This is a genomic window from Streptomyces sp. NPDC107521 (genome assembly GCF_055598485.1).
Genome location: NZ_JBVKAT010000017.1, coordinates 119,399 through 139,864, shown reverse-complemented (window position 1 = coordinate 139,864; position 20,466 = coordinate 119,399). Strand labels below are relative to the sequence as shown.

Annotated in this window: 17 protein-coding genes; 13 read left to right on the top strand and 4 right to left on the bottom strand. The window is 76.4% G+C overall.

Going from position 1 to position 20,466, the window contains the following annotated elements:
* Nucleotides 1-361: 361 nt before the first annotated feature.
* A complete protein-coding gene (locus ACZ7LB_RS23905; protein ID WP_471470969.1) occupies nucleotides 362-2,365 on the bottom strand; it encodes an AfsR/SARP family transcriptional regulator in 2,004 nt (667 codons plus the stop codon).
* A 172-nt stretch (nucleotides 2,366-2,537) separates the two neighbouring features.
* Between ACZ7LB_RS23905 and ACZ7LB_RS23900 the strand changes: the two genes are divergently transcribed.
* The 9 genes from ACZ7LB_RS23900 (at nucleotide 2,538) to ACZ7LB_RS23860 (ending at nucleotide 12,080) form a co-directional block, all read left to right on the top strand.
* On the top strand, nucleotides 2,538-3,161 hold the full coding sequence (locus ACZ7LB_RS23900) for a hypothetical protein (RefSeq protein ID WP_471470967.1): 624 nt from the start codon (nucleotides 2,538-2,540) through the stop codon (nucleotides 3,159-3,161).
* A gap of 74 nt (nucleotides 3,162-3,235) precedes the next feature.
* Nucleotides 3,236-3,832, top strand: coding sequence for an RICIN domain-containing protein (locus ACZ7LB_RS23895; protein WP_471470966.1), 597 nt, complete (start codon nucleotides 3,236-3,238; stop codon nucleotides 3,830-3,832).
* A 391-nt stretch (nucleotides 3,833-4,223) separates the two neighbouring features.
* Nucleotides 4,224-4,778: a hypothetical protein gene (locus tag ACZ7LB_RS23890; protein ID WP_471470964.1), complete on the top strand. Its 555-nt coding sequence runs from the start codon at nucleotides 4,224-4,226 to the stop codon at nucleotides 4,776-4,778.
* A 312-nt stretch (nucleotides 4,779-5,090) separates the two neighbouring features.
* Complete coding sequence (locus ACZ7LB_RS23885; protein WP_471470962.1) at nucleotides 5,091-5,654, top strand: GNAT family N-acetyltransferase; 564 nt, start codon at nucleotides 5,091-5,093, stop codon at nucleotides 5,652-5,654.
* Between the two features lie 63 nt (nucleotides 5,655-5,717).
* Complete coding sequence (locus tag ACZ7LB_RS23880; RefSeq protein ID WP_471470960.1) at nucleotides 5,718-6,581, top strand: polysaccharide deacetylase family protein; 864 nt, start codon at nucleotides 5,718-5,720, stop codon at nucleotides 6,579-6,581.
* 18 nt (nucleotides 6,582-6,599) lie between these two features.
* A complete protein-coding gene (locus ACZ7LB_RS23875; RefSeq protein ID WP_471470958.1) occupies nucleotides 6,600-6,797 on the top strand; it encodes a hypothetical protein in 198 nt (65 codons plus the stop codon).
* 267 nt (nucleotides 6,798-7,064) lie between these two features.
* Nucleotides 7,065-7,787 carry a peptidyl-tRNA hydrolase gene (locus ACZ7LB_RS23870; RefSeq protein WP_471470957.1) on the top strand — a complete coding sequence of 241 codons (723 nt, stop codon included), beginning with the start codon at nucleotides 7,065-7,067 and terminating at the stop codon, nucleotides 7,785-7,787.
* A 377-nt stretch (nucleotides 7,788-8,164) separates the two neighbouring features.
* Nucleotides 8,165-9,772: an MbnB/TglH/ChrH family RiPP precursor modification enzyme gene (locus ACZ7LB_RS23865; protein ID WP_471470955.1), complete on the top strand. Its 1,608-nt coding sequence runs from the start codon at nucleotides 8,165-8,167 to the stop codon at nucleotides 9,770-9,772.
* A 700-nt stretch (nucleotides 9,773-10,472) separates the two neighbouring features.
* Complete coding sequence (locus tag ACZ7LB_RS23860; RefSeq protein WP_471470953.1) at nucleotides 10,473-12,080, top strand: alpha/beta hydrolase; 1,608 nt, start codon at nucleotides 10,473-10,475, stop codon at nucleotides 12,078-12,080.
* On the opposite strand, the gene hemQ is transcribed toward ACZ7LB_RS23860, so the two are convergent.
* Entirely contained in the window at nucleotides 12,081-12,812 is a 732-nt protein-coding gene (gene hemQ / locus ACZ7LB_RS23855; RefSeq protein ID WP_471470952.1) for a hydrogen peroxide-dependent heme synthase, read from the bottom strand. It abuts the gene before it with no gap.
* Nucleotides 12,805-14,286 carry a protoporphyrinogen oxidase gene (gene hemG / locus ACZ7LB_RS23850; protein WP_471470950.1) on the bottom strand — a complete coding sequence of 494 codons (1,482 nt, stop codon included), beginning with the start codon at nucleotides 14,284-14,286 and terminating at the stop codon, nucleotides 12,805-12,807. Before hemG ends, hemQ begins: the two co-directional genes overlap by 8 nt.
* Nucleotides 14,287-14,488: 202 nt before the next feature.
* Here hemG and ACZ7LB_RS23845 point away from each other — a divergent pair, with 202 nt between their 5' ends.
* From ACZ7LB_RS23845 to ACZ7LB_RS23835, 3 genes are all read left to right on the top strand, one after another.
* Nucleotides 14,489-15,553, top strand: a complete 1,065-nt coding sequence (locus ACZ7LB_RS23845; RefSeq protein WP_471470949.1) for a DUF4349 domain-containing protein — start codon at nucleotides 14,489-14,491, stop codon at nucleotides 15,551-15,553.
* A gap of 9 nt (nucleotides 15,554-15,562) precedes the next feature.
* Nucleotides 15,563-16,966, top strand: a complete 1,404-nt coding sequence (locus ACZ7LB_RS23840) for an FAD-dependent oxidoreductase (RefSeq protein ID WP_471470947.1) — start codon at nucleotides 15,563-15,565, stop codon at nucleotides 16,964-16,966.
* 229 nt (nucleotides 16,967-17,195) lie between these two features.
* On the top strand, nucleotides 17,196-18,005 hold the full coding sequence (locus ACZ7LB_RS23835; protein ID WP_471470945.1) for a rhomboid family intramembrane serine protease: 810 nt from the start codon (nucleotides 17,196-17,198) through the stop codon (nucleotides 18,003-18,005).
* Between the two features lie 13 nt (nucleotides 18,006-18,018).
* On the opposite strand, the gene hemE is transcribed toward ACZ7LB_RS23835, so the two are convergent.
* Nucleotides 18,019-19,086: a uroporphyrinogen decarboxylase gene (gene hemE / locus ACZ7LB_RS23830; RefSeq protein WP_471470944.1), complete on the bottom strand. Its 1,068-nt coding sequence runs from the start codon at nucleotides 19,084-19,086 to the stop codon at nucleotides 18,019-18,021.
* 264 nt (nucleotides 19,087-19,350) lie between these two features.
* On the opposite strand from hemE, the gene ACZ7LB_RS23825 reads away from it, so the two are divergent.
* A complete protein-coding gene (locus ACZ7LB_RS23825) occupies nucleotides 19,351-20,028 on the top strand; it encodes a DUF3000 domain-containing protein (protein ID WP_471470942.1) in 678 nt (225 codons plus the stop codon).
* Nucleotides 20,029-20,466 lie beyond the last annotated feature (438 nt).

Below are 20,466 nucleotides of genomic sequence, written 5' to 3'. Positions count from 1 at the left end.
CGGGCTCGCGGGCCCTGGCACCGCACCTCGCCGCGTTGCCGTCGGTCGCCAGGGCCCCGCCCCGACTCCCTCCTCCGCCTCGCGACGCACGGCGCCGGACCCCGCTCCCCGATCCGGCCCGATCCAAACGAAAGACCCCAGTACCGCGACGGCGCCCGCCGTGACCGCCGACCGGACCGGGGGCCGGTCCGCGGCGTTCGTGCGGCCGGGCGGTCCGGCGGCTCCGGTCCGCCGGAGCGGTGAGGGCGAGGGAGTGTCCTGCCTCGCGTCCACAGGAGAGGTGGAGGCGTCGGTCGGCGGATCAACTCCCCTCTCCGGCAACGGAGTCGGGTCTCCAGGTGTCCCGGACCAACGGGAATCCTCACTGGTGCGGGGTGGCCGCGAGGTCGTCGGTGTCGGCGTGGCGCAGGTACCAGGTGTGGAGGCGCTCGCGGGCGGCGCCGCGTTCGGCCGGGGAGGTTTCGGTGGCGACCCGTTCGGTGGCGTACAGGCGCAGCAGATCGTGCGTCCGGTAGCGGTCGTGGTTCTCGTGGACGATCAGATGGGCGGCGGCCAGTTGGTCCAGGAGCGGGCGGACGGTGCCGGTGCGCGCGCCGAGGAGCGCGGCCGCGGCCGCGGCGCTCAGGCCGGGGGCGGGGGCCAGCGCGAGAAGGCGGAAGAGGCTCCGGGCCCGGTCGGGCAGGGCGAGATAGGAGAGGTCGAACGCGGTGCGGACGGCGGAGACCGCGTCGCCCGCGATCTCCAGCACCGTGAGCCGGTCCTCCGCGGCGCGCAGTCCGGCCATGCCGTCGGCGATGCCTAGCGCGGGACGTTCGGCGAGACGACTGGCGGCGATGGCGAGCGCGAGGGGCAACCCGCAGCAGAACGAGGCGAGTTCGGCGACGGCTCCGGGCTCGGTGCGCGCGCGGTCGCCGCCGATGACACGGTCCAGCAGGGCGATGGCGTCCGCCTCGGGCATGAGGTCCAGGAACAGGGGGCGGGCGCCGTCGCGGGCGGTGAGGCCGGGCAGCCTGGTCCGGCTGGTGACCGCGGTCAGGCAGCCCGGTGAGCCGGGGAGCAGCGGGCGGACCTGCTCGGCACTGCGCGCGTTGTCGAGGACGACGAGGACCCGCCGTTCGGCCAGCAGCGAGCGGTAGAGGCCGGCGGCCTCCTCCGGCGCGTCCGGCACCTGTTCGCCGGGCACCCCGAGGGCGCGGAGGAAGCGGGACAGCACGGTGCGCGGTGCCACCGGCGGCCTGTCGGAGAATCCGTGCAGGTCGGCGTGGAGCTGGCCGTCCGGGAATCGGCCGCGGACCCGGTGGGCCCACCGGACGACAAGGGCGCTCTTCCCGACTCCCGCGCCTCCGGAGACCGTGCAGATGCGCGCGGCCGCCGCGCCGTGGGCCGCGCCGGGTCCCGCGGGTGTCCGGTGTCCGGCACCGGCCCGCTCGGTGAAGTCGTCGAGTGCCGCCAGCTCCGCGTCCCGCCCGGTGAACGTGGCCAGAGGCGGTGGCAACTGGGCGGGCTTCCACTTCACCGTCCCGGGACGGGACGCCGCCCGTCCACCCGTGGGCCTTCCGCCGGGCACCACCGCCCGTTCGATGGTGACGGTACCGGCCGCCCGGATCTCCGTGCCCTCGGGGTCGTACGCGAGCAGCCTGCTGTGCAGCAGCCGGAGTTCCGGGCTCTGATCGAGCCCCGACTCCTCTGCCAGGCGTCTGACGAACCGCCGGTGGACGGTGAGGGCCTCCACCGTCCGGCCGGAGTGGTGCAGCGCTCGCATGAGGTGGCCGACGAACCGCTCCCGGAGCGGGTGCTCGGCCACCAGACCGGTCAGCTCCGGCACCATCGCCCGGTGCCGGCCCAGTGCCGCCTCCAGGTCGAGGCAGTCCTCCCGGGCCGTCAGCCGGGATTCGTCCAGCACGACCCCGCCCGCCGCGAGCAGCCCGCCGGGGAGCCCTTCCAGCGCGGTCCCCCGCCACAGCCCCAGCGCCTCCCGCAGACCCGCCGCGGCGGCGGTCGTCTCGCCGTCGGCGGCTCGGGCGCGGGCCCACGCCACCCGGTCGGAGAAGCTCCGGGCATCCAGCCAGTGGCCGTCCAGGGAGATCCGGTATCCGCGGCCCTCGGTCCGGAGCACGGGCGGGCCGCCGGGGTCGGCCTCGCCGAAGGCGCGGCGCAGCAGACCGGCCAGGTTGCGGACCTGCCGGTCCGCGGTGGCCGGCGGGCAGCCGTCCCAGACGTAGTCGACCAGCCGGGACACCGGGACGGTGTTGTCCGCGTGCAGCAGCAGCGCGGCGATCAGCCGCTCCGGCCGGCCTCCCCCCGGCCGGACCCGGCCGCCCGCACGGGTCCGTACGTCCAGCGGCCCCAGAACCCTGAATTCCACGAGTACCCCTCCCCAGGGCGTCGCGTATCCGCGCCGTCCAGGCCCGTGATGACTCTCCGATGACGGAAGCATGCCAGGACCGTGCCGACCGTTGGGAAGGTTGATTCCGGCCCGAACCCCTGGAAATCGGCGGTCGTCGCGCCGCGCGTCCGCATGCCCAGAAGGAGTGTTCATGACCCGTGCCGGATCCCTCACCATCACCGCGGCGGCCATCGCCGCCGCCCTCGTGGTCCCGCTGGCCGCCGCCCCGGCGCAGGCGGTCACACCTCCGGCACCGACCTGCAACCCAGCCGTCGACACCGTCCGCGAGGACATCGTGACGGCCGAAGTCGACCCGGTCGTCACCGAGTTCCACACGTCCTACGTCGCCCCGGGCACCACCGGGGAGTTCAGCCAGACCCTCCAGCAGGTCGACTCGGTCAGCACCACGATCAACCACAGCCTGGAGATCACCGCCGAGTTCAAGGCGGTCTTCGTCAAGGCCGGCGTCAAGGCCGGCTTCTCGGTGGCCACCACCAAGGCGACCACCCAGACCACCTCGATCACCACCGCGTTCAACCTCAACACCCCCGGCCACTACGGCATCTACCGCGGCACCCGGAAGGTGCAGGGCCAGTTCGTCCGCTACATCTGCGCCCGCACGGGTCCGACCAGCGGCTTCTGGATCAACACCAACCCCACCGACACCGGGACCTACGTCACCTTCTCGGACGTCGAGGTCGGCGTGGTCTCCTGTGCCGCGCCCGAGCCCGCCGGGACCCTGCGCGCCGCGGCCCGGAACCGGATCGGCTGCTGATCCCCCGCGCTTCCGGGGCCCGCCCCCGGGCCGTTCCCGTCCTTCCGCTCCTTCCCTCCGAAAGCGAGCCCACCATGTCCAGCCAGCGCCGCCCCCGCCCCGGAGCCCGCCGCCTCACCGCCACGCTCGGCACCGCGGCGGTCGTCGCCACGACGCTGCTCGCCACGGCACCGACCGCCCACGCCGCCGACCCGGTGGGCTTCACCTGCGACCCCGGCAGCTACCGGATCATCGCCGCCGGCAGCAATCTCGTCCTGGAGGTCTCGCAGGCGTCCGGCAACCACGGCGCGGTCGCCCAGAACTGGTGGCAGCCCAACTACGCGCCCGCCCGCTGGCGGGTCTGCCACAACACCGAGCCCGACGGCAAGGAGATCTACCGGTTCATCGGCTGGCGCGACCGCTGCATGGCCGTGGACCGGCGGTTCCTCGGCGCGGGCGCCTGGGTGCTCACGGACCTCTGCAACGAGACCAACGGCTCCCACATAGGCGACAACTCCCAGGAGTTCTGGCTCGTGAGGGTCGCCGGGACCGACTTCTTCGCCCTGTCCCCGCAGCACACCCAGAACTCCACCCGTATGTGGATCGCCTCCCAGGACCACTCGGCCGCCCCGGGAGCCCAGGTCGTCCAGTCCGCCCAGCCCGATCTCTACAGCATGGAGCGGGTCGGCTGATTCCCCTCCGTGGGCCGTGGGCGTCCGGCCCCGGCGCCGTCGCCCGCGGGGCGTCGGCGCGGGGGCCGGACGCGCGAGCCCGGGGTACGGGCCGGACCCTGCCGCGCCGGTCGCGCACGGGGGCGGGCCGGTGAGGGGCGCGCGGGCCGGGAGGGCGCGGTTCCGAACAGTTCGCGTCGCCTCCCGGGGTTCCTTTCACAGGTCCCGTCCACCGGTCCGCGCGCGGGCCCGGGCAGGTCAGCGACGACGGACGGCGGGGCCGCCCCGCCCGCACCACCGCGGACATGCGTGTCTCATACACCGACATGGCCGGATGAGCCCCTGGCTCCCTCCGGACGGGGGCGGAAGCATCCACGGTGTCGGCGAAACGTCCACGAGACAGGGATGGCCCATGTTCTCTCGCACCTCACGCATCGCTCTCGCCACGACAGCCACCACCATGCTCGTCCTGGGGGCGGGCGCCGCCACGGCGAGCGCGGCGCCCGCCGCCCCGAGGAACTGTGTGCTCGACGTCGACTCCGGCAGCACACGGTGCTTCGGCACGTTCCGCGAGGCCATCGCCGCCTCCACCGACGGCCGGATCACCGACGCCCCGCTGTCGGGGAGGCACATCGACCGGAGGCTGGCCGACCGCCTGACGGAGTCACCGGCCCCCACGGGGACACTGTCCGTGCAGCTCGGCGTCGTCTACACGGACTCGAACTACGGCGGTTCCACCCTCGTCCTGACCGGCGAGCGCGGCTGCCTGAGCGGCAACGGCCGGGACGGCCAGGTCAATCTCGACGGCGTCTTCGACAACTCCGTCAGCTCGCTGACCACGCTGGCCTGCTGGCTGGAGCTGTGGGACGCACCCAACACCTCCGGCACCCACCAGGAGTACCAGCAGTCGACCTCGTACGTCGGGGACGCGATGAACGACCGGGCCAGCTCGATCGCCCTGCTGTAACCACCACCGCGCGACGGCGGTCCCGTGCTCCGAGAGGAACGCCGCCCCACCGGGACGGCGGTCCCGAGGCGGAAGTGGAGACGGAGGCGGTGGGGGCCCGTCGTCACCGCCGCCGCCCGAGGCGTCCGAGCGGTTCGACCCCGCAGTCCGCCGCCGTCTCCGCCACCGTCCGGGCGGAGGCGGCGGCCGCCCCGCCCCCACACTCCCGGAACGGCGGCCGATAGCATCCGGGAACGCCCGAGCGGAACCGGAGGCACGACCGTACGGCCGCCCGGGCAGGGAACGGAACACGCGCCGGACCGAGGGAGCGGCATGATTCGTCCGGCACAGGAGCGGGACATCCCGGCCCTGCGGGACATCGAACGACGGGCCGGAGTGGTCTTCGCGGAGATCGGCATGCGGGCCGTCGCCGAGGACGAGCCGCCGTCCGCCGGGACGCTGCGCGGCTACGTCCGGGACGGGCGGGCCTGGGTCCACGACCACGACGGGGCGCCGGTCGCCTATGTGCTCGTCGACCCGGTCGACGGGTGCGCGCACATCGAGCAGCTCTCCGTCCGGCCCGACCACGCCGGTCGCCGCCTCGGCGCGCGCCTCGTCGACCACGTGGACGCGTGGGCGGCCCGGAGCGGAGCGGCCGCGCTCACCCTCACCACCTTCACCGAGGTGCCGTGGAACGGGCCGTACTACCTGCGTCTCGGATTCCGGCGGCTGCCGGACACGGAGGTCACCCCGGGGCTGCGCGCGCTCCGCAGGGCCGAGGCCGAGCACGGTCTGGACCGCTGGCCCCGCGCGTGCATGCGCCGCGGACTCCGCGACACCCCGCACCCGGACGGGGGCCGCTCCCGGCCCGGGACACCGCCTGGCCCGGCCGGGTGACGCCCCCGGCACGTCACCCCACACACTCATAAAAGTAGGACATTCCACTCATACGTTCGTACGGTGATCGCTCTCGTACGCCGTGCCACCGTCCTGTGCGCCCTGGGCGCCGCCCTCGCCGCCTGCGGCACCACCGGGTCCTCCCCCCGGGCACCCGGCCCCGGGCCGTCGGCCACCCCCGCCTCCCCGGCCGCCGCCGCGCCCTCCCGGCCCCCCACGCTCGCCCCGGGCCCCGCCGGGCTCACCCCCGTCTTCGAACACGGACCGCGCACCGGCGGGGACCGGACCGTCGCGCTGACCTTCGACGCCGACATGACCGCCGACGAGGGGCCGCGCGCGGCGGCCGGGGAGCGGTTCGACAACCCCGAGCTGATCGCGACCCTGCGGCGGCTGAAGGTACCGGCCACCGTGTTCATGACCGGGCGCTGGGCCGAGGAGTACCCCGAGGAGGCGCGGTCCATCGGCCGCGACCCGCTGTTCGAGATCGCCAACCACTCCTACAGCCACTACGCCTACACCGACGACTGCTACGGGCTGCCCACCGTCCCCGGCGACCGGATGCGCTCCGACCTGGAGCGGGCCTACTCCGCCTTCGGGAAGGCCGGGGTGCCCGACCCGATGCCGTACTTCCGCTTCCCCGGCGGCTGCTACGACGGCACGGCCCTCAAGGCGCTGAGCGCCACCGGTGTCACCGCCGTGCAGTGGGACGTGGTGGGCGGGGACGCCTTCGCCACCGACTCCGACGCCGTGGCGCGGCAGGTCCTCGACGGGGTGCGGCCGGGCTCGGTCGTCGTCCTGCACTGCACCCGCAGCGCCGCCCCCGCCACCGAGCGGGCGGTCCGCGCCGTCGTGCCCGAACTGCGCCGCCAGGGCTACCGCCTCGTCCGGGTCTCCGAACTGATCGGCGCCGCACACGGCCGGGCCTGACGGATCTACGCTGGGGGCATGAGCGACGACCACTACTGCCCCACCGGAGCGGCCGGGGCGCGCGAGGAGGAGGGCCCGCCGGAGGCCGGAGGTCCGCCGTACGCGGAGTGCGTGCTGTGCCGGGAGCCCACGGAGTACCCGGATTCCCACAAGGGGATCACGCTCTGCCCGCGCTGCGAGTGGCTTGAGGCCCAGCGGACCGCCTGCTCCGGCTGACGCCCGCCGCCGGAACGGGACGGGACGCGGAGCGACGGACGGTGTCCGGCCTTGGTGCCCGGCCCCCCGGGTCCGGGCACCAAGGGCGCCGGACCGGCACATCACCGCCCCCCGACCGGCGCCGGGAAGGGCCGCGACGGAGCACCGGGCCCCAGGACGGGCCACCGGTGCCGCCGGGTGCACCCCTGCCGCCCCGGTGCCAGCGGGACCGCGGGCCGCCCGCCCGCGGAGGCACGGCAGGGTCCGGCGGGTTGGCAGACTGTGCGCGTGAGCAACGATCCGACGACTCCCGTCCCCGACGCCCCCGCCGCTCCCCGGCCCCCCGATGACCGCGACCCGGCCCCGCAGTTCGTGCTGCCCCTCGTGGTCCGGATCGAACGGGCCGCGCCCCCCGCCCGTACCGACGCGCTGGAGACGGCCGCGCGGGCGGTGCTGCTGATGCTCGACGACGAGCGGTCCACCGGCGACGGCGTCTGGGCGCGGGCGGTGCGCGACTGGCAGGACGCCCGCATCCGCAAGGTGGTCCGCCGGGCGCGCGGCGCCGAGTGGCGGCGGGCGGAGGCCCTGGACGGCATCACGGTCACCGGGAGCGGCGCCGAGGTGCGGGTCTTCCCGCCGGTCCCGCTGGACGGCTGGCCCAAGGACCTGGCCCGCCTCCAGGTCTCCGGCACCGACCTGGACGACCCCGCGCCCCCGGCGGCGGCCGACCCCGCGGCGCCCGTGCTGTGGCTGAACCCGGACCTCGGCATGTCGGCGGGCAAGGCGATGGCCCAGGCCGGGCACGGCGCGCAGCTCGCCTGGTGGGCGCTGTCCGACGGGGAGCGGACCGCCTGGCGCGACGCCGGGTTCCCGCTCGCCGTCCGCCCCGCCGACCCGGCCCGCTGGACGACCCTCACCACCGGGGGCCTGCCCGTCGTACGGGACGCCGGGTACACCGAGATCGCCCCCGGTTCCTGCACCGTCGTCGCGGACCATCCCGCGCTGCGCTGACCGCCCGCGTCCCGGCGGGGGCCGCGGCACCGCGCCCCGGGAAGGGCTCGGCGCGGGAGGGAAAATCCCGGGCGGGGCCCGGCCGTCTCTGGGATCATCGCCCGATGTCCCACCCCCTGGAACACCTGGTCGTCCGGCACGCCCACCGCCTGCCCGCGCCGAACGGCCCGGCCGGGCGGGGCGACGCGGCGGCACCGGGCCGCCCCGCGGGTCTCCGGGCGGGTGCTCCTCCCGGTGTCCGAGGTGCGCCGCGCCGGGGTGCCGCGAACCTCAGATGTAGCTCTGAAGACGCACCCGGGGGATTCGGCCCGGACCGCACCGGCCATATCCCCGGCGGGGGCGGGCGGCCGGGTGCGCGCCGACGGGAGGGGACGGGCATGGGACGACTGGGGACGGGCATCGGCTGGCGGCCGGAGATCGCGGACGCCGTGGAGCGGATGCCCGGCGTCGAGTGGGTCGAGGCCGTCTCCGAGAACCTCTGCCCGGACCACCTGCCGGACTCGCTGCTCCGGCTGCGCGCCCGCGGCGTCACCGTCGTGCCGCACGGGGTCTCCCTCGGTCTCGGCGGCGCCGAACGGCCCGACCCGGAGCGGCTGTCGGCGCTGGCCGCGCGGGCGGAGGCGCTGGGGTCGCCGCTGGTCACCGAGCACATCGCGTTCGTCCGCGCGGGCGGGCCGCTGACCGCCACCGCCCGGCTGGAGGCGGGCCATCTGCTGCCCGTGCCGCGCACCCGGGACGCCCTCGACGTGCTCTGCGAGAACGTCCGCGTCGCCCAGGACTCGCTGCCGGTGCCGCTGGCCGTGGAGAACATCGCGGCGCTGCTCTCCTGGCCCGACGAGGAGATGACCGAGGGGCAGTTCCTCACCGAGCTGGTCGAGCGGACCGGCGTGCGACTGCTGGTCGACGTGGCGAACCTGTACACCAACCAGGTCAACCGGGGCGAGGACGCCGCGGCGGCGCTGGCCGCGCTGCCCGTGGAGGCCCTGGCCTACGTGCACGTCGCGGGCGGCTTCGCGCGCGACGGCGTCTGGCACGACAGCCACGCCCATCCCGTGCCCTCCGCCGTGCTGGAGATCCTCACCGGCCTCGCCGAGCGGGTGGCGCCGCCGGGCGTCCTGCTGGAGCGGGACGCGAACTTCCCGGCGGAGGAGGAGCTGCGCGAGGAACTGGAGGCGGTCCGGACGGCGGTGGCGAAGGGCCGCGCGGGCGCCCCGGACACGGAGGGCTCCCCCAGGGCGGTCCCGACGGCCGCCCCGGTGACGGCCGCCGCCGAGGCTCCCGGCGGGACGGTGACGGGGACGGCCCCGGACGGCGGGGCCCCGGCGGGCGGAGGCGCCCTCGACACGGACTGCGCGGACGGCCGGACCACGGAGGCCAGGGCCCCCGGCAGCGGAAACGCGGACGCCGGGACCACCGGCGCCGGGGACGTACACGGTACGGGCGGCGCGGAGCACACGGCGGATCCTGAGGGTACGGAGGGTACGGACGGCGCGGAGCGCACGCGCGCCGCGGAGCCCGCGGACGCCGCGAAGCACACGGACGGCGCGGAGCCCGCGGGCGGCGGGACCGCCGGGGCGCGGCAGCGGCTCGCCCTCGCGCAGGTCGCGCTGCTGTCCGCGCTGGTCGCCGGGGCGCCCGTGCCGGAGGGGTTCGACCGGGTCCGGCTGGGCGTGCAGGCGCGGGCCCTCGCCGGGAAGCGGGCGGACGTCGTCGCCAGGGTCGCGCCGGAGCTGCCGCTGATCCTCGGCACGGGCTACCGGCCCGCCTTCGCCGCCTACGCCCACGGCCGCCCGATGCGCGGGAGCCACCGCCGGGACGCCCTGGACTTCGCGGGCCACCTGCTCTCCCCCGGCGGCTCCGGCGATCCCCGGACCCGTCGGGAGCTGCGGCGCTGGTGGCTGGAGCGGTCGGGACCGGTCCCCCCGGGACGTACCCCGGCCGCACGGCTGGTCCGCGCGACCCGCCGCGCCCTGCTCCGCCGCTGAACCCGCCGGACCGCGAAGCCACCCCGGCCCGTCCGGCACCGCCCGCCGAGCCCTGCGATCCCTCCGAGCCCGGGATGCCACGCGGCCCACCCGGCAGGTCCGCTGAACCCGCCGGCCGCGAACGCCACCCGGCCCACTCCGCACCGTCCGTTGAACCCGCCGGGCCACGGAAGGCACCGGCCCATCCGGCACCGTACGGTCGGCGGGGACGGGCAACGGTCGAGGACCCGCGCGGCCGGTGCCCGGACCCCCGGTAACGGCGGAGACGTCGTCGGCGCGACGCGGCACGGGACAGGACGGCACACGACGGCACGGGACCGCACACGACGGCACACGACGGCACGCGACGGGACGCGACGGGACGCGACGGGACGGAACGACGAGCGGGCCGGGGCAACCGGAGCGACCGGGCGGGGCCACTCCGCCGACCACCGCCGACCCGGCCCCGCCCGACCCCGGCCGCTCCGGGCCGCTCCCGCCCGGACCGCCCCCGGGCACCACCACCCCCGTCCACCCCGCGCACCCGTCCCACCGTCCCCTCGCCCGCGCCGGGCCGCGCCTCCCGCACCCACCCCCGAGGCCGTCCCAGGGGGCGTACGGGCGCACTCGGGGGCGACACCCGCCGCCGGTGCTTGCCCCGCCCCCCGCGCCAGCGAACCATCCCTGGTGTCGCCGCCGTGCACCGAAGGGACCCTCCGCGATGCGAGCCGCCGTCCTCCGCCGGGCCACCGCGGCCCTCCTGCTCCTGGCCTCCCTCGTCGCGGCGCCCGCCGCCCGGGCCCAGGAACCCCCGGGCGCCGCCGAGGCGCGCGGCACCGCCCTGGCCGCACGGCGCGCGGCGGCGGCCCGGATCGCGTTCGGCGACTGCCCGGAGGCGGAGGGACTGCCCGCCTCCGTGCGCTGCGGCACGGTCACCGTGCCCCTGGACTACGCGCACCCGGACGGCGAGCGCCTCCGGCTCACCGTCAGCCGCGCCGCGGCCACCGGCCGGGACCCGGACGGCGGGACCGAGGTGCCCGGCCAGGGCGCCCTCGTCTTCAATCCCGGCGGCCCCGGCGCCTCCGGGCTGTACTTCCCGCTGGCCGGGATGGTGCCCGCGTGGAAGCGCCTCGCCGCCGCCTACGACCTCGTCGGCTACGCCCCGCGCGGGGTGGCCCCGTCCGCGCCACTGTCGTGTCGGCGGCCCGAGGAGTACTTCAAGGGGCCCCGCCCCGCCCCGGTGCGGCCCTCGGCGGCCTACAAACGGCAGCGGGCCGCCGAGGCGGAGCAGTACGCGCGGGACTGCGCCGAGCGGGCCGGGGACGCCCTGCGCCACTACCACTCCCTGAACAACGCCCGCGACCTGGAGGTGATCCGGGCCGCGCTGGGCGAGCGGCGGCTGACCTTCATGGGCGCCTCCTACGGCACCTATCTGGGCGCCCTCTACGCCGAGCTGTTCCCCTCCCGGGTGCGGCGGATGGTGTTCGACTCGGCGGTGGACCCGAGTCCGGAGCACATCTGGTACGGCGTCAACCTGGCCCAGTCGGCCGCCTTCGAGCGCCGCTGGTCCGACGTCAAGCGGTGGATCGCCCGCTACGACGCGGTCTACGGGCTCGGCGACACCCCGCGCGAGGTGCAGCGCGCCTACGAGCGGGCGGCGGCGGCCCTGGAGAGGGAGCCCGCGGGCGGCACGGTCGGCCCGGCGCAGTTGCAGGGCGCGTTCCTCGGGGCCGGGTACTACGACGACTACTGGCCCCACCGCGCCGAGGCGCTGTCGGCGTACCTGAGGGGGGACCCGCGGCCGCTGATCGACCAGGCGGGGACCCGGCCCCCGGAGGCGGCGGCCGGGGCGGAGAACGCCGGCGCGGTCTACACCGCCGTCGAGTGCAACGACGCGCCCTGGCCCACGGACTTCCGGGTCTGGGACCGGGACAACACCCGGCTGGCCCGCACGGCGCCCTTCGAGACCTGGGACAACGTGTGGACGAACCTGCCGTGCGCCTTCTGGCGGGCGCCCCGGCAGCGCCCCCTCGACGTGCGCACCGCGCCCGGTGAGCTGCCGCCGACGCTGATCCTGGCGGCGGAGCGGGACGCGGCTGCCCCGTACGCCGGGGTGCTGGAGCTGCGCCGGAGGCTGGCGGGCTCGGTGCTGGTGACCGAGCGGGGCGCGGGGTCGCACGGCGTCGCGGGCGGCCCGAACGCCTGCGTCAACGCGCACCTGGAGGCGTATCTGCTGGACGGCCGGGTCCCGGCGCGGGACGCGTCCTGCGCCCCGCGCCCGGAGCCTCGGCCCCGGGAGGGCTCCGGGGCGGCGGGGCGGGGGGCCTGATCAGGCGAGGTCCGCCACCAGTTCGCCGATCTCCTTGCGGCGGCCGGTGTAGAAGGGCACCTCCTCGCGGACGTGCAGCCGGGCCTCGGAGGCGCGCAGGTGGCGCATCAGGTCGACGATGCGGTGCAGTTCGTCGGCCTCGAAGGCGAGCATCCACTCGTAGTCCCCGAGGGCGAAGGACGCGACGGTGTTGGCCCGCACGTCCGGGTAGCCGCGGGCCATCTTGCCGTGGTCCGCGAGCATGCGGCGGCGGTCCTCGTCGGGCAGCAGGTACCAGTCGTAGGAGCGCACGAAGGGGTAGACGCAGATGTAGGCGCGCGGCGTCTCGTCGGCGAGGAACGCCGGGATGTGCGAGCGGTTGAACTCGGCGGGGCGGTGCAGCGCCATGTTCGACCAGACCGGCTCCAGCGACCGGCCGAGCCGGGTGCGGCGGAAGAGGTTGTACGCCTCCTGGAGCTGGTCGGCGGTCTCCGCGTGCCACCAGATCATGAGGTCGGCGTCGGCGCGCAGACCGGAGACGTCGTAGGTGCCGCGGACGGTCACGTCCTTGGCGGCGAGCCGGTCGAACAGCTCCTGGACCTCTTCGGCCCAGCCCGTGCGCTCCTCGGGCAGCGTGTCCTTGAGCCGGAAGACGGACCAGAGGGTGTAGCGGATGACCTCGTTGAGGTCCTTGGCCAGCTTGCCCTTGTTGGGGATGCGGTCGGCGGCAGGGGTGGAGGCGTCGTCACTCATGACCCCATTCTCCCGCTCCGCCCCGGGCGCCGGGCACCGGGTCCGCCGTGGCGCCCGCCGCGCCGCGCAGACGGTCCACGGCGGCGTGGGCGTCCGCGACGGTCGCCGGGATGCCGACGCCCTCGTACGCCGCCCCGCACACGTCGATGCCGGGGAGCCCGGCGAGGTGGGCCCGGACGCGGGCCACCCGCGCGTGGTGGCCGACGGGGTACTGGGGCAGCCCGTCCCGCCAGCGGGTGACCCGGGTGGCGACGGGCGCGGCGGACAGCCCGGTGGCCTCCCGGAGGTCGTGCCGGGAGACGTCGACCAGGGCGTCGTCGTCGCGGCCGAGGATCTCCGTCTCGCCGTACCGTCCGACGGAGGTGCGCACGACGGTCAGGCCGGGGTCCTCGGCGTCGATCCAGCCCCACTTGCGGGAGGCGAAGGTGGACGCCTTGATGGTGTGCCCGTCCACCGGCGGCACCAGGAAACCGCTGCCCTCGGGGAGCGCGGCGGCGTCGGCACTGCGGTAGGCGAGGGTGATCAGAGCCATGGAGGCGTACTCGACGGCGGCCAGTTCGGCCGCGGCGGCGGGCGCCTCGGCGCGCAGCAGCCCGGCGGCGGCGGGCGCGGGCACGGCGACGACGACGGCGTCGGCGCGCAGCTCCCGGCCGCCCGCGGTGATCCGCCAGCCGTCGGCGGCACGGCGCAGCCCGGTGGCGGGGGTGCGGGTGAGGATCTCGGCGCCGCGGGCGCGCAGCGCGTCGGCGACGGCGAGCGGGAGGGTGCCGATGCCGCCCTCGATGCCCGTGAACACCGGTCCGGTGGCGGGCGCGGTGGCGGTGCGGCCCTGGAGCGCGCGGACCGCCTCGGTCAGCGAGGTGTGGGCGCGGGCGGCCTCGAAGAGCTGGGGGACGGCGGAGCGCAGGGAGATGCGGTAGGCGTCGCCCGCGTAGACGCCGCCGAGCAGGGGTTCCACGACGCGGTCGACGACCTCGCGGCCGACGCGGGCGGCGACGTACTCGCCGACCGCCACGTCCTCCCCGATTCCGGTGGGGGGCAGTTCGGCGTCGCGTCCGACCCGGGCGAGGCCCTCGTCGGAGAGGATGCCGGCCAGGGCGGCGGCGGTGCCGGGGACGCCCATGACGTGGCCCTTGGGCATGGGGCGCAGGGTGCCGCGGGTCCACAGGGAGGCGGAGGCGGTCGCGGGGGGCTGGAGCCGGTCGCCGAGTCCGACGGCGCGGGCCAGGGCGACGCCCTCGGGGCGGCGGGCCAGCATGGACTCGGCGCCGAGGTCCACCCGGGCCCCGGCGATCTCGCCCGGCAGCAGCTTCCCGCCGACCCGCTCCGACGCCTCCAGCACGGTCACCCGGGCGCCGAGGTCCAGCGCCCGCAGCCCGGCGGCCAGCCCGGCGATCCCGGCCCCGACGACGACCACGTGTCCCCATGCCGCGGGACGGCCGCCCGCGCTGTCCGCACTCTGCGTCTCACCCATGTCCCCACCCTCTCAAATCCGGCGTCCCGCACCGCGCGCGGCCGGGTCCGGGCGGGCCGCGCGGCGCCGATGAGGCCGGAACGTGATCGGTTCGGAACCGTTTCGCGCCGTCGGACGCGGGTCCGGCCACGTCATAGCTACGACGCGGCGGCGGCCCCGCCCGTCACGGAGACGACATCCGATCACGAACTCGGGGGACCCTGTGGGCAGACGATCAACCCTGCGAACCGTTCCGGCAGCGGCCGGAGTCCTGCTGGCCGCGGCCCTGACCCTCACGGGGTGCGCCGCCGACGACCCGGGCTCCCCCTCCGGCGCGGACCGGGCGGCGGCCCCGGCGAAGGAGGCGGCCGGCCCGGCGGAGGCGGCGGCGGGCGCAGCGGGCGACCGGGCCGCCAAGGCGCCGTCCGGCGGCGCCCGCACGGCTCCCCGGTCCACGAGCAGCATCGTCCGCACCGTGTCGCTGACGGTGCGGGTCAAGGACGTGTCCGAGGCGCTGGCGGCGGCCCGCGCCACCGCCGAGGACGCGGGCGGCTACGTCGGCGACGAGAACACCAACCGGGGCCCGGACGGCCATGAGCGCACCCGGGTGGTGCTGCGGGTGCCGGTGGACGCGTACCAGGAGGTGCTCACCGAACTGGAGGGCGCGGGACGGCTGCTGAGCCGCGAGGCGAAGGCGGAGGACGTCACCGACCAGGTCGTGGACGTGGAGAGCCGGATCGCCTCGCAGCGCGCCAGCGTGGCCCGGGTCCGCGAACTGATGGACCAGGCGACCCGGTTGAGCGACATCGTGGCCCTGGAGGGCGAACTGGGCACCCGCCAGGCCGAGCTGGAGTCCCTGCTCGCCCGGCAGAAGTCGCTGAAGGACCGCGCCTCCCTGGCCACCATCACGCTCTCCCTGTCGGAGACCCCGCTGCCGGCGCGGGACTCCGGCGAGGACGACGACGGCCCCGGGTTCGCGGACGCGCTGTCCGGCGGCTGGGACGCGTTCGTGACGGTGCTGCGCTGGCTGCTGCTGGTGATCGGCGCGGTCCTGCCGTTCGCGGCGGTGGGCGCCGTGCTGCTGCTGGTGTGGCTGCGGGTGCTGCGGCCCCTCCGGGCCCGCCGCGCACCGGCCGCGCCCTTCCCGCCGACGGCGCCGCTGCCGGGCCCGGCGGGGGCGGAGCGGGAGCCGTCGGGGCGGAGCCCGCTGCCGGCCGCGCCGCCGGCCGCCGGGGACACGGGCCCCGCGGGACCGGGCGGCACACGGGGTGAATCCGGCCCCGCGTAGCGTGGGGGCATGAGCGTCAACGGTGCGCGCGGCGGCGCGCGGGAACGGCTGGTCGTGATCGGCGGTGACGCCGCGGGCATGTCCGCGGCGTCCCAGGCCCGGCGCCTCAGGGGTCCGGACGAACTGGAGATCGTGGCCTTCGAACGCGGCCACTTCAGCTCCTTCTCGGCCTGCGGCATCCCCTACTGGGTCGGCGGCGACGTCTCCGGACGGGACGAGCTGATCGCCCGTACGCCCGAGGAGCACCGGGCCCGCGGCATCGACCTGCGGATGCGCACCGAGGTCACCGGGATCGACGTCGAGGGCGGCCGGGTCCGCGCGCGCGACGCCGACACCGGGGACGCGTACTGGACGCCGTACGACAAGCTGGTGATCGCCACCGGGGCCCGCCCGGTGCGGCCCCCGCTGCCGGGCGTGGACGCGCCCGGGGTGCACGGGGTGCAGACGCTCGACGACGGGCAGGCGCTGCTGGACACCATGGCCCGCACCCGGGGCCGCCGCGCGGTGGTCGTCGGCGCCGGGTACATCGGCGTCGAGATGGCCGAGGCGATGATCAACCGCGGCTACGAGGTGACCGTCGTCAACCGGGGCAGCGAGCCCATGTCCACCCTCGACCCGGACATGGGCCGCCTGGTGCACGGGGCGATGGAGGGCCTGGGCATCACCATGGTCAACGGCGCCGAGGTCACCGGCCTGCCCACCGGGGACGACGGCCGGGTCCGCGCGGTGGCCACGGCGGACGGCGAGTACCCGGCCGACGTGGTGGTGCTCGGCATCGGGGTGCGCCCCGAGACCGGGCTCGCGGCGGCGGCCGGGCTGCCCCTGGGCGCGCACGGCGGGCTGCTGACCGACCGGGCGATGCGGGTGCGGGGGCACGGGAACATCTGGGCCGGCGGCGACTGCGTCGAGGTGCTCGACCTCGTCTCGGGCCAGGAGCGGTACGTCCCGCTGGGCACCCACGCCAACAAGCACGGCCAGGTCATCGGCGCCAACGTGGGCGGCGGCTACGCCACCTTCCCCGGCGTGGTGGGCACGGCCGTCAGCAAGGTCTGCGACCTGGAGATCGCCCGCACCGGGCTGCGCGAGCGGGACGCCCTGCGGGCGGGGCTGCGGTTCGTGACGGTGACGGTGGAGTCCACCAGCCGCGCGGGCTACTACCCGGGGGCGTCCCCGATGACGGTGAAGATGCTGGCGGAGCTGCGCACCGGGCGCCTGCTGGGCGTGCAGATCGTCGGCCGGGAGGGCGCGGGCAAGCGCGTGGACATCGCGGCGGTGGCGCTGACCGCGGGGATGACGGTGGAGGCGATGACGGCCCTGGACCTGGGGTACGCACCACCGTTCTCCCCCGTCTGGGACCCGGTCCTGGTGGCGGCCCGCAAGGCCACGGCAGCGGTCCGCGCGGCGGGAGCCTGACGGAAACGGGCGGCGGGAGCCTCACGGAAGGGGCGGCGGGAGCCCGACGGGGACGGGCGTCCCGACCGGGGGGCCGGGGAGACGCGGCCGGGCCACCGGACCGTCCCGGCATCCGGAGCCGGCGCGGGCGGCGGCGGGCAACGTCCTCCCCGCCGGGGCGCTCCGGCCCGCGCGGCCCGTTCGGGCTATCCGCCGGTTCGCCGTCCGCCGGGCGGGCAGTAGTCCCCTCGTGGTGATCCCCGTCCATGACATCAACCCCACCCGCACCACCCCCTGGGTGACCTACGCCCTGGTCGCGGCGAACATCGTGGTGTTCCTGTTCACGCCGGGCATGGCGGGCTCGCTGTCGGGCGGGGAGAGCCTCGCGCAGCTCTGCCACCTCCAGGCGTTCCTGGACCACTACGCGGCGGTGCCGCAGGAGCTGGTCCAGCACCGGCTGCCCCGGCTGGTGCCGACCGGGGCGACGGGAGTGGGACCGCAGGGACCGGGCTGCGTGGTGGCACCGCCCTCCTACGACAAGTCGCCCGAACTCAGCGTCCTCACCGCGATGTTCGTCCACGGCGGCTGGCTGCACCTGCTGGGCAACATGCTGTTCCTGTGGATCTTCGGCAACAACATCGAGGACCGCATGGGCCATCTGCCGTTCCTGCTCTTCTACGGCCTCTGCGGCTACACGGCCACCTACGGCTTCGCGCTCCTGGACACCGGCTCGACCGCCCCGCTGATCGGCGCGTCGGGCGCCATCGCGGGGGTGCTCGGCGCCTATCTGGTGCTGTACCCGAGGGCCCGGGTCTGGGTCCTCGTCCCCTTCCTCGTCTTCCTGCCGCTACGGCTGCCCGCCTGGCTGGTCCTGGGCTTCTGGTTCCTCCTCCAGGCGGTGTACTCCTCCGGCGGGGCCGTCTCGGAGGCGGGCACCGTGGCCTACTCGGCCCATGTCTTCGGCTTTCTGACCGGCATGCTCATCGCCTGGCCGCTGCGCCGGAACACCGCGCCCCCGCCGGAGCCCCCGGCCCTGATCTTCGGGCGCGGGGCCCGGTAGGGGCGCGGGCGGGTCAGCGGGCGGTCTCGGTGTGGACGTAGTCCACCAGGCGGGTCAGGGCGTCCGGGTCGGTGGACGGCAGCACCCCGTGGCCGAGGTTGAAGACGTGGCCCTCCAGGCCCGCCGCCGCGTCCAGCACCTCGCGGGCCTTGGTCCGCACCGCCTCGGGGGTGGCGAACAGGACGGCCGGGTCCAGGTTGCCCTGGAGCGCCTTGCCGGGGCCGACCCGGCGGGCCGCCTCGTCCAGCGGGACGCGCCAGTCGACGCCCACGACGTCCGCCCCGGCCTCGCCCATCGGGCCGAGCAGCTCGCCGGTGCCCACGCCGAAGTGGATGCGCGGCACCCCGTACCCGGCGACGGCCTCGAAGACCTTGACGGAGGCGGGCAGCACCGAGCGCCGGTAGTCGGCGGGGGCGAGCGCGCCGACCCAGGAGTCGAAGAGCTGGACGGCGGCGGCCCCGGCCTCGATCTGCACCTTCAGGAAGGCGGCCGTGATGTCCGCCAGCCGGTCCAGCAGGTCGGCCCAGAGCTGCGGGTCGCCGTACATGAGCGCCTTGGTGTGCTCGTGGTTGCGGGACGGGCCGCCCTCCACGAGGTAGCTGGCGAGCGTGAACGGCGCGCCCGCGAAGCCGATCAGCGGGGTGGCGCCCAGCTCACGGGTGAGCAGGCGGTACGCCTCGGTGACGTAGGAGACGTCCTCGGGGGTCAGGTCACGCAGCCGCGCCAGGTCCGCGCGGGTGCGGATCGGCTGCTCGACGACCGGGCCGATGCCGGGCTTGATGTCGAGGTCGATGCCGATCGCCTTGAGCGGGACGACGATGTCGCTGAAGTAGATCGCCGCGTCCACCCCGTGCCGGTGGACCGGCTGGAGGGTGATCTCGGTGACCAGTTCCGGCCGCATGCAGGAGTCGAGCATCCCGATGCCCTCGCGCACCTTGCGGTACTCCGGCAGCGAGCGGCCGGCCTGCCGCATGAACCACACGGGCGTGTGCGGCACCGGCTCACGCCGGCACGCCCTCAGGAAGGCGGAGTCGTACGTGGCGGTCGGCTGCTTGCCCGCGGGGCTCAGGTTGGCACTCACACCGCCCAGTCTCGCACGACCCCCCGCCGCTCCCGGCCCGTGGGTACGGGCGCGCCGGGGCCCCGCGCCCGCCCCGTCGTCCGGTCCCGTGACCGGCCCGGCGCCCGGCCACCGCGCCGGGCCGTCGGCAGGCCGCCGCCCACTGGTGCGCCGCGCCCTCCCGGCGGGCCGGTGGACCGCCGCGCACCGCGCGATCCGGACATCGCGCCCGCCCACGGGTGTCCCTCCCCGCGCCGGGCCCGGCTTCCGCTTAATCTTCCCCGCATGGCTGCGGCTCAGGGACGACTGTCGGACGGCGCTGGCGGAATGGACGAGCGGAAGGACACCGGGGAGGGGGCCCCGCATACGGGCACCACGGCTCCGCCGGTGTTCTCGGCGGCGGTCGAAGGGCTGCGCACCGCGCGATTGCGGCCACAGATCGAGGTGGAGGCGACCCGGGCGCCGCAGCGGCTCGCCCCCTACGCGTACGCGCTGGAGGCCGCCGTCGTCGACGACGACGAGGACCTGGCCGACGGACGCCTGGTGCTGCTGCACGACCCGGCCGGGCACGACGCCTGGCGGGGCACCTTCCGGCTGGTGACGCTGGTGCGCGCCGAGCTGGAGCCGGAGATGGCCGCCGATCCGCTGCTGCCCGACGTGTGCTGGTCCTGGCTGACCGGCGCGCTCCAGGCCCGCGGCCTGCTGTACGGCGAGCCCAGCGGCACGGTCACCCGCGCCAGTTCCCACTACTTCGGGGAGCTGTCGGCCCGGCCCTCGGCCTCGCAGATCGAGATCCGGGCGTCCTGGACGCCGCGCGAGGGGCGGGGCGGGGTCGTGGACACGGCCGCGCACCTCGCCTCGTGGTGCGATCTGCTGGCCCAGGTGGCGGGGCTGCCCCCGGCGGGCCCCGGCGACGCCTCGGTCGTGACCCTGCCCCAGCGGCGCGGCCCCCAGTCCCGCTGAGCGCCGTCCCGTGACCTCCGGCGGACCGGTGCGCGGCCGTTGGACGCGGCGCGCCGCACGGCGGAGGGGCGGAGGGGCGCGCGGCGGAGCCGCGTACGGACACCGGACGCGTCCGGGCGTTCCGGCACCGCCGCGACGCGCCCCGGCCGTCGCCGCGCGCCCGCCGGGAGATCCGGGACGACGCTGAGGGGACGCCTTTCCCGGTCCGGCCACGGGGGGGCGGGCCCGGCGGGCGATGCGCGGGATGCGCGGGATGCGCGGGATGCGCGGGATGCGCGGGATGCGCGGGATGCGCAAGCGTGTACGGCGTCCGATAGGCCGGGGGCATCGCCGTGCGCGGGGCCGACGCCCGCGCGTCACCCTCCCCCACCCTTCCCTTCCCCTCCCGCCGGCAGCCTCGTACCGGGCTCCGCCCGGTCGGGCCCGCACCCATCGCCC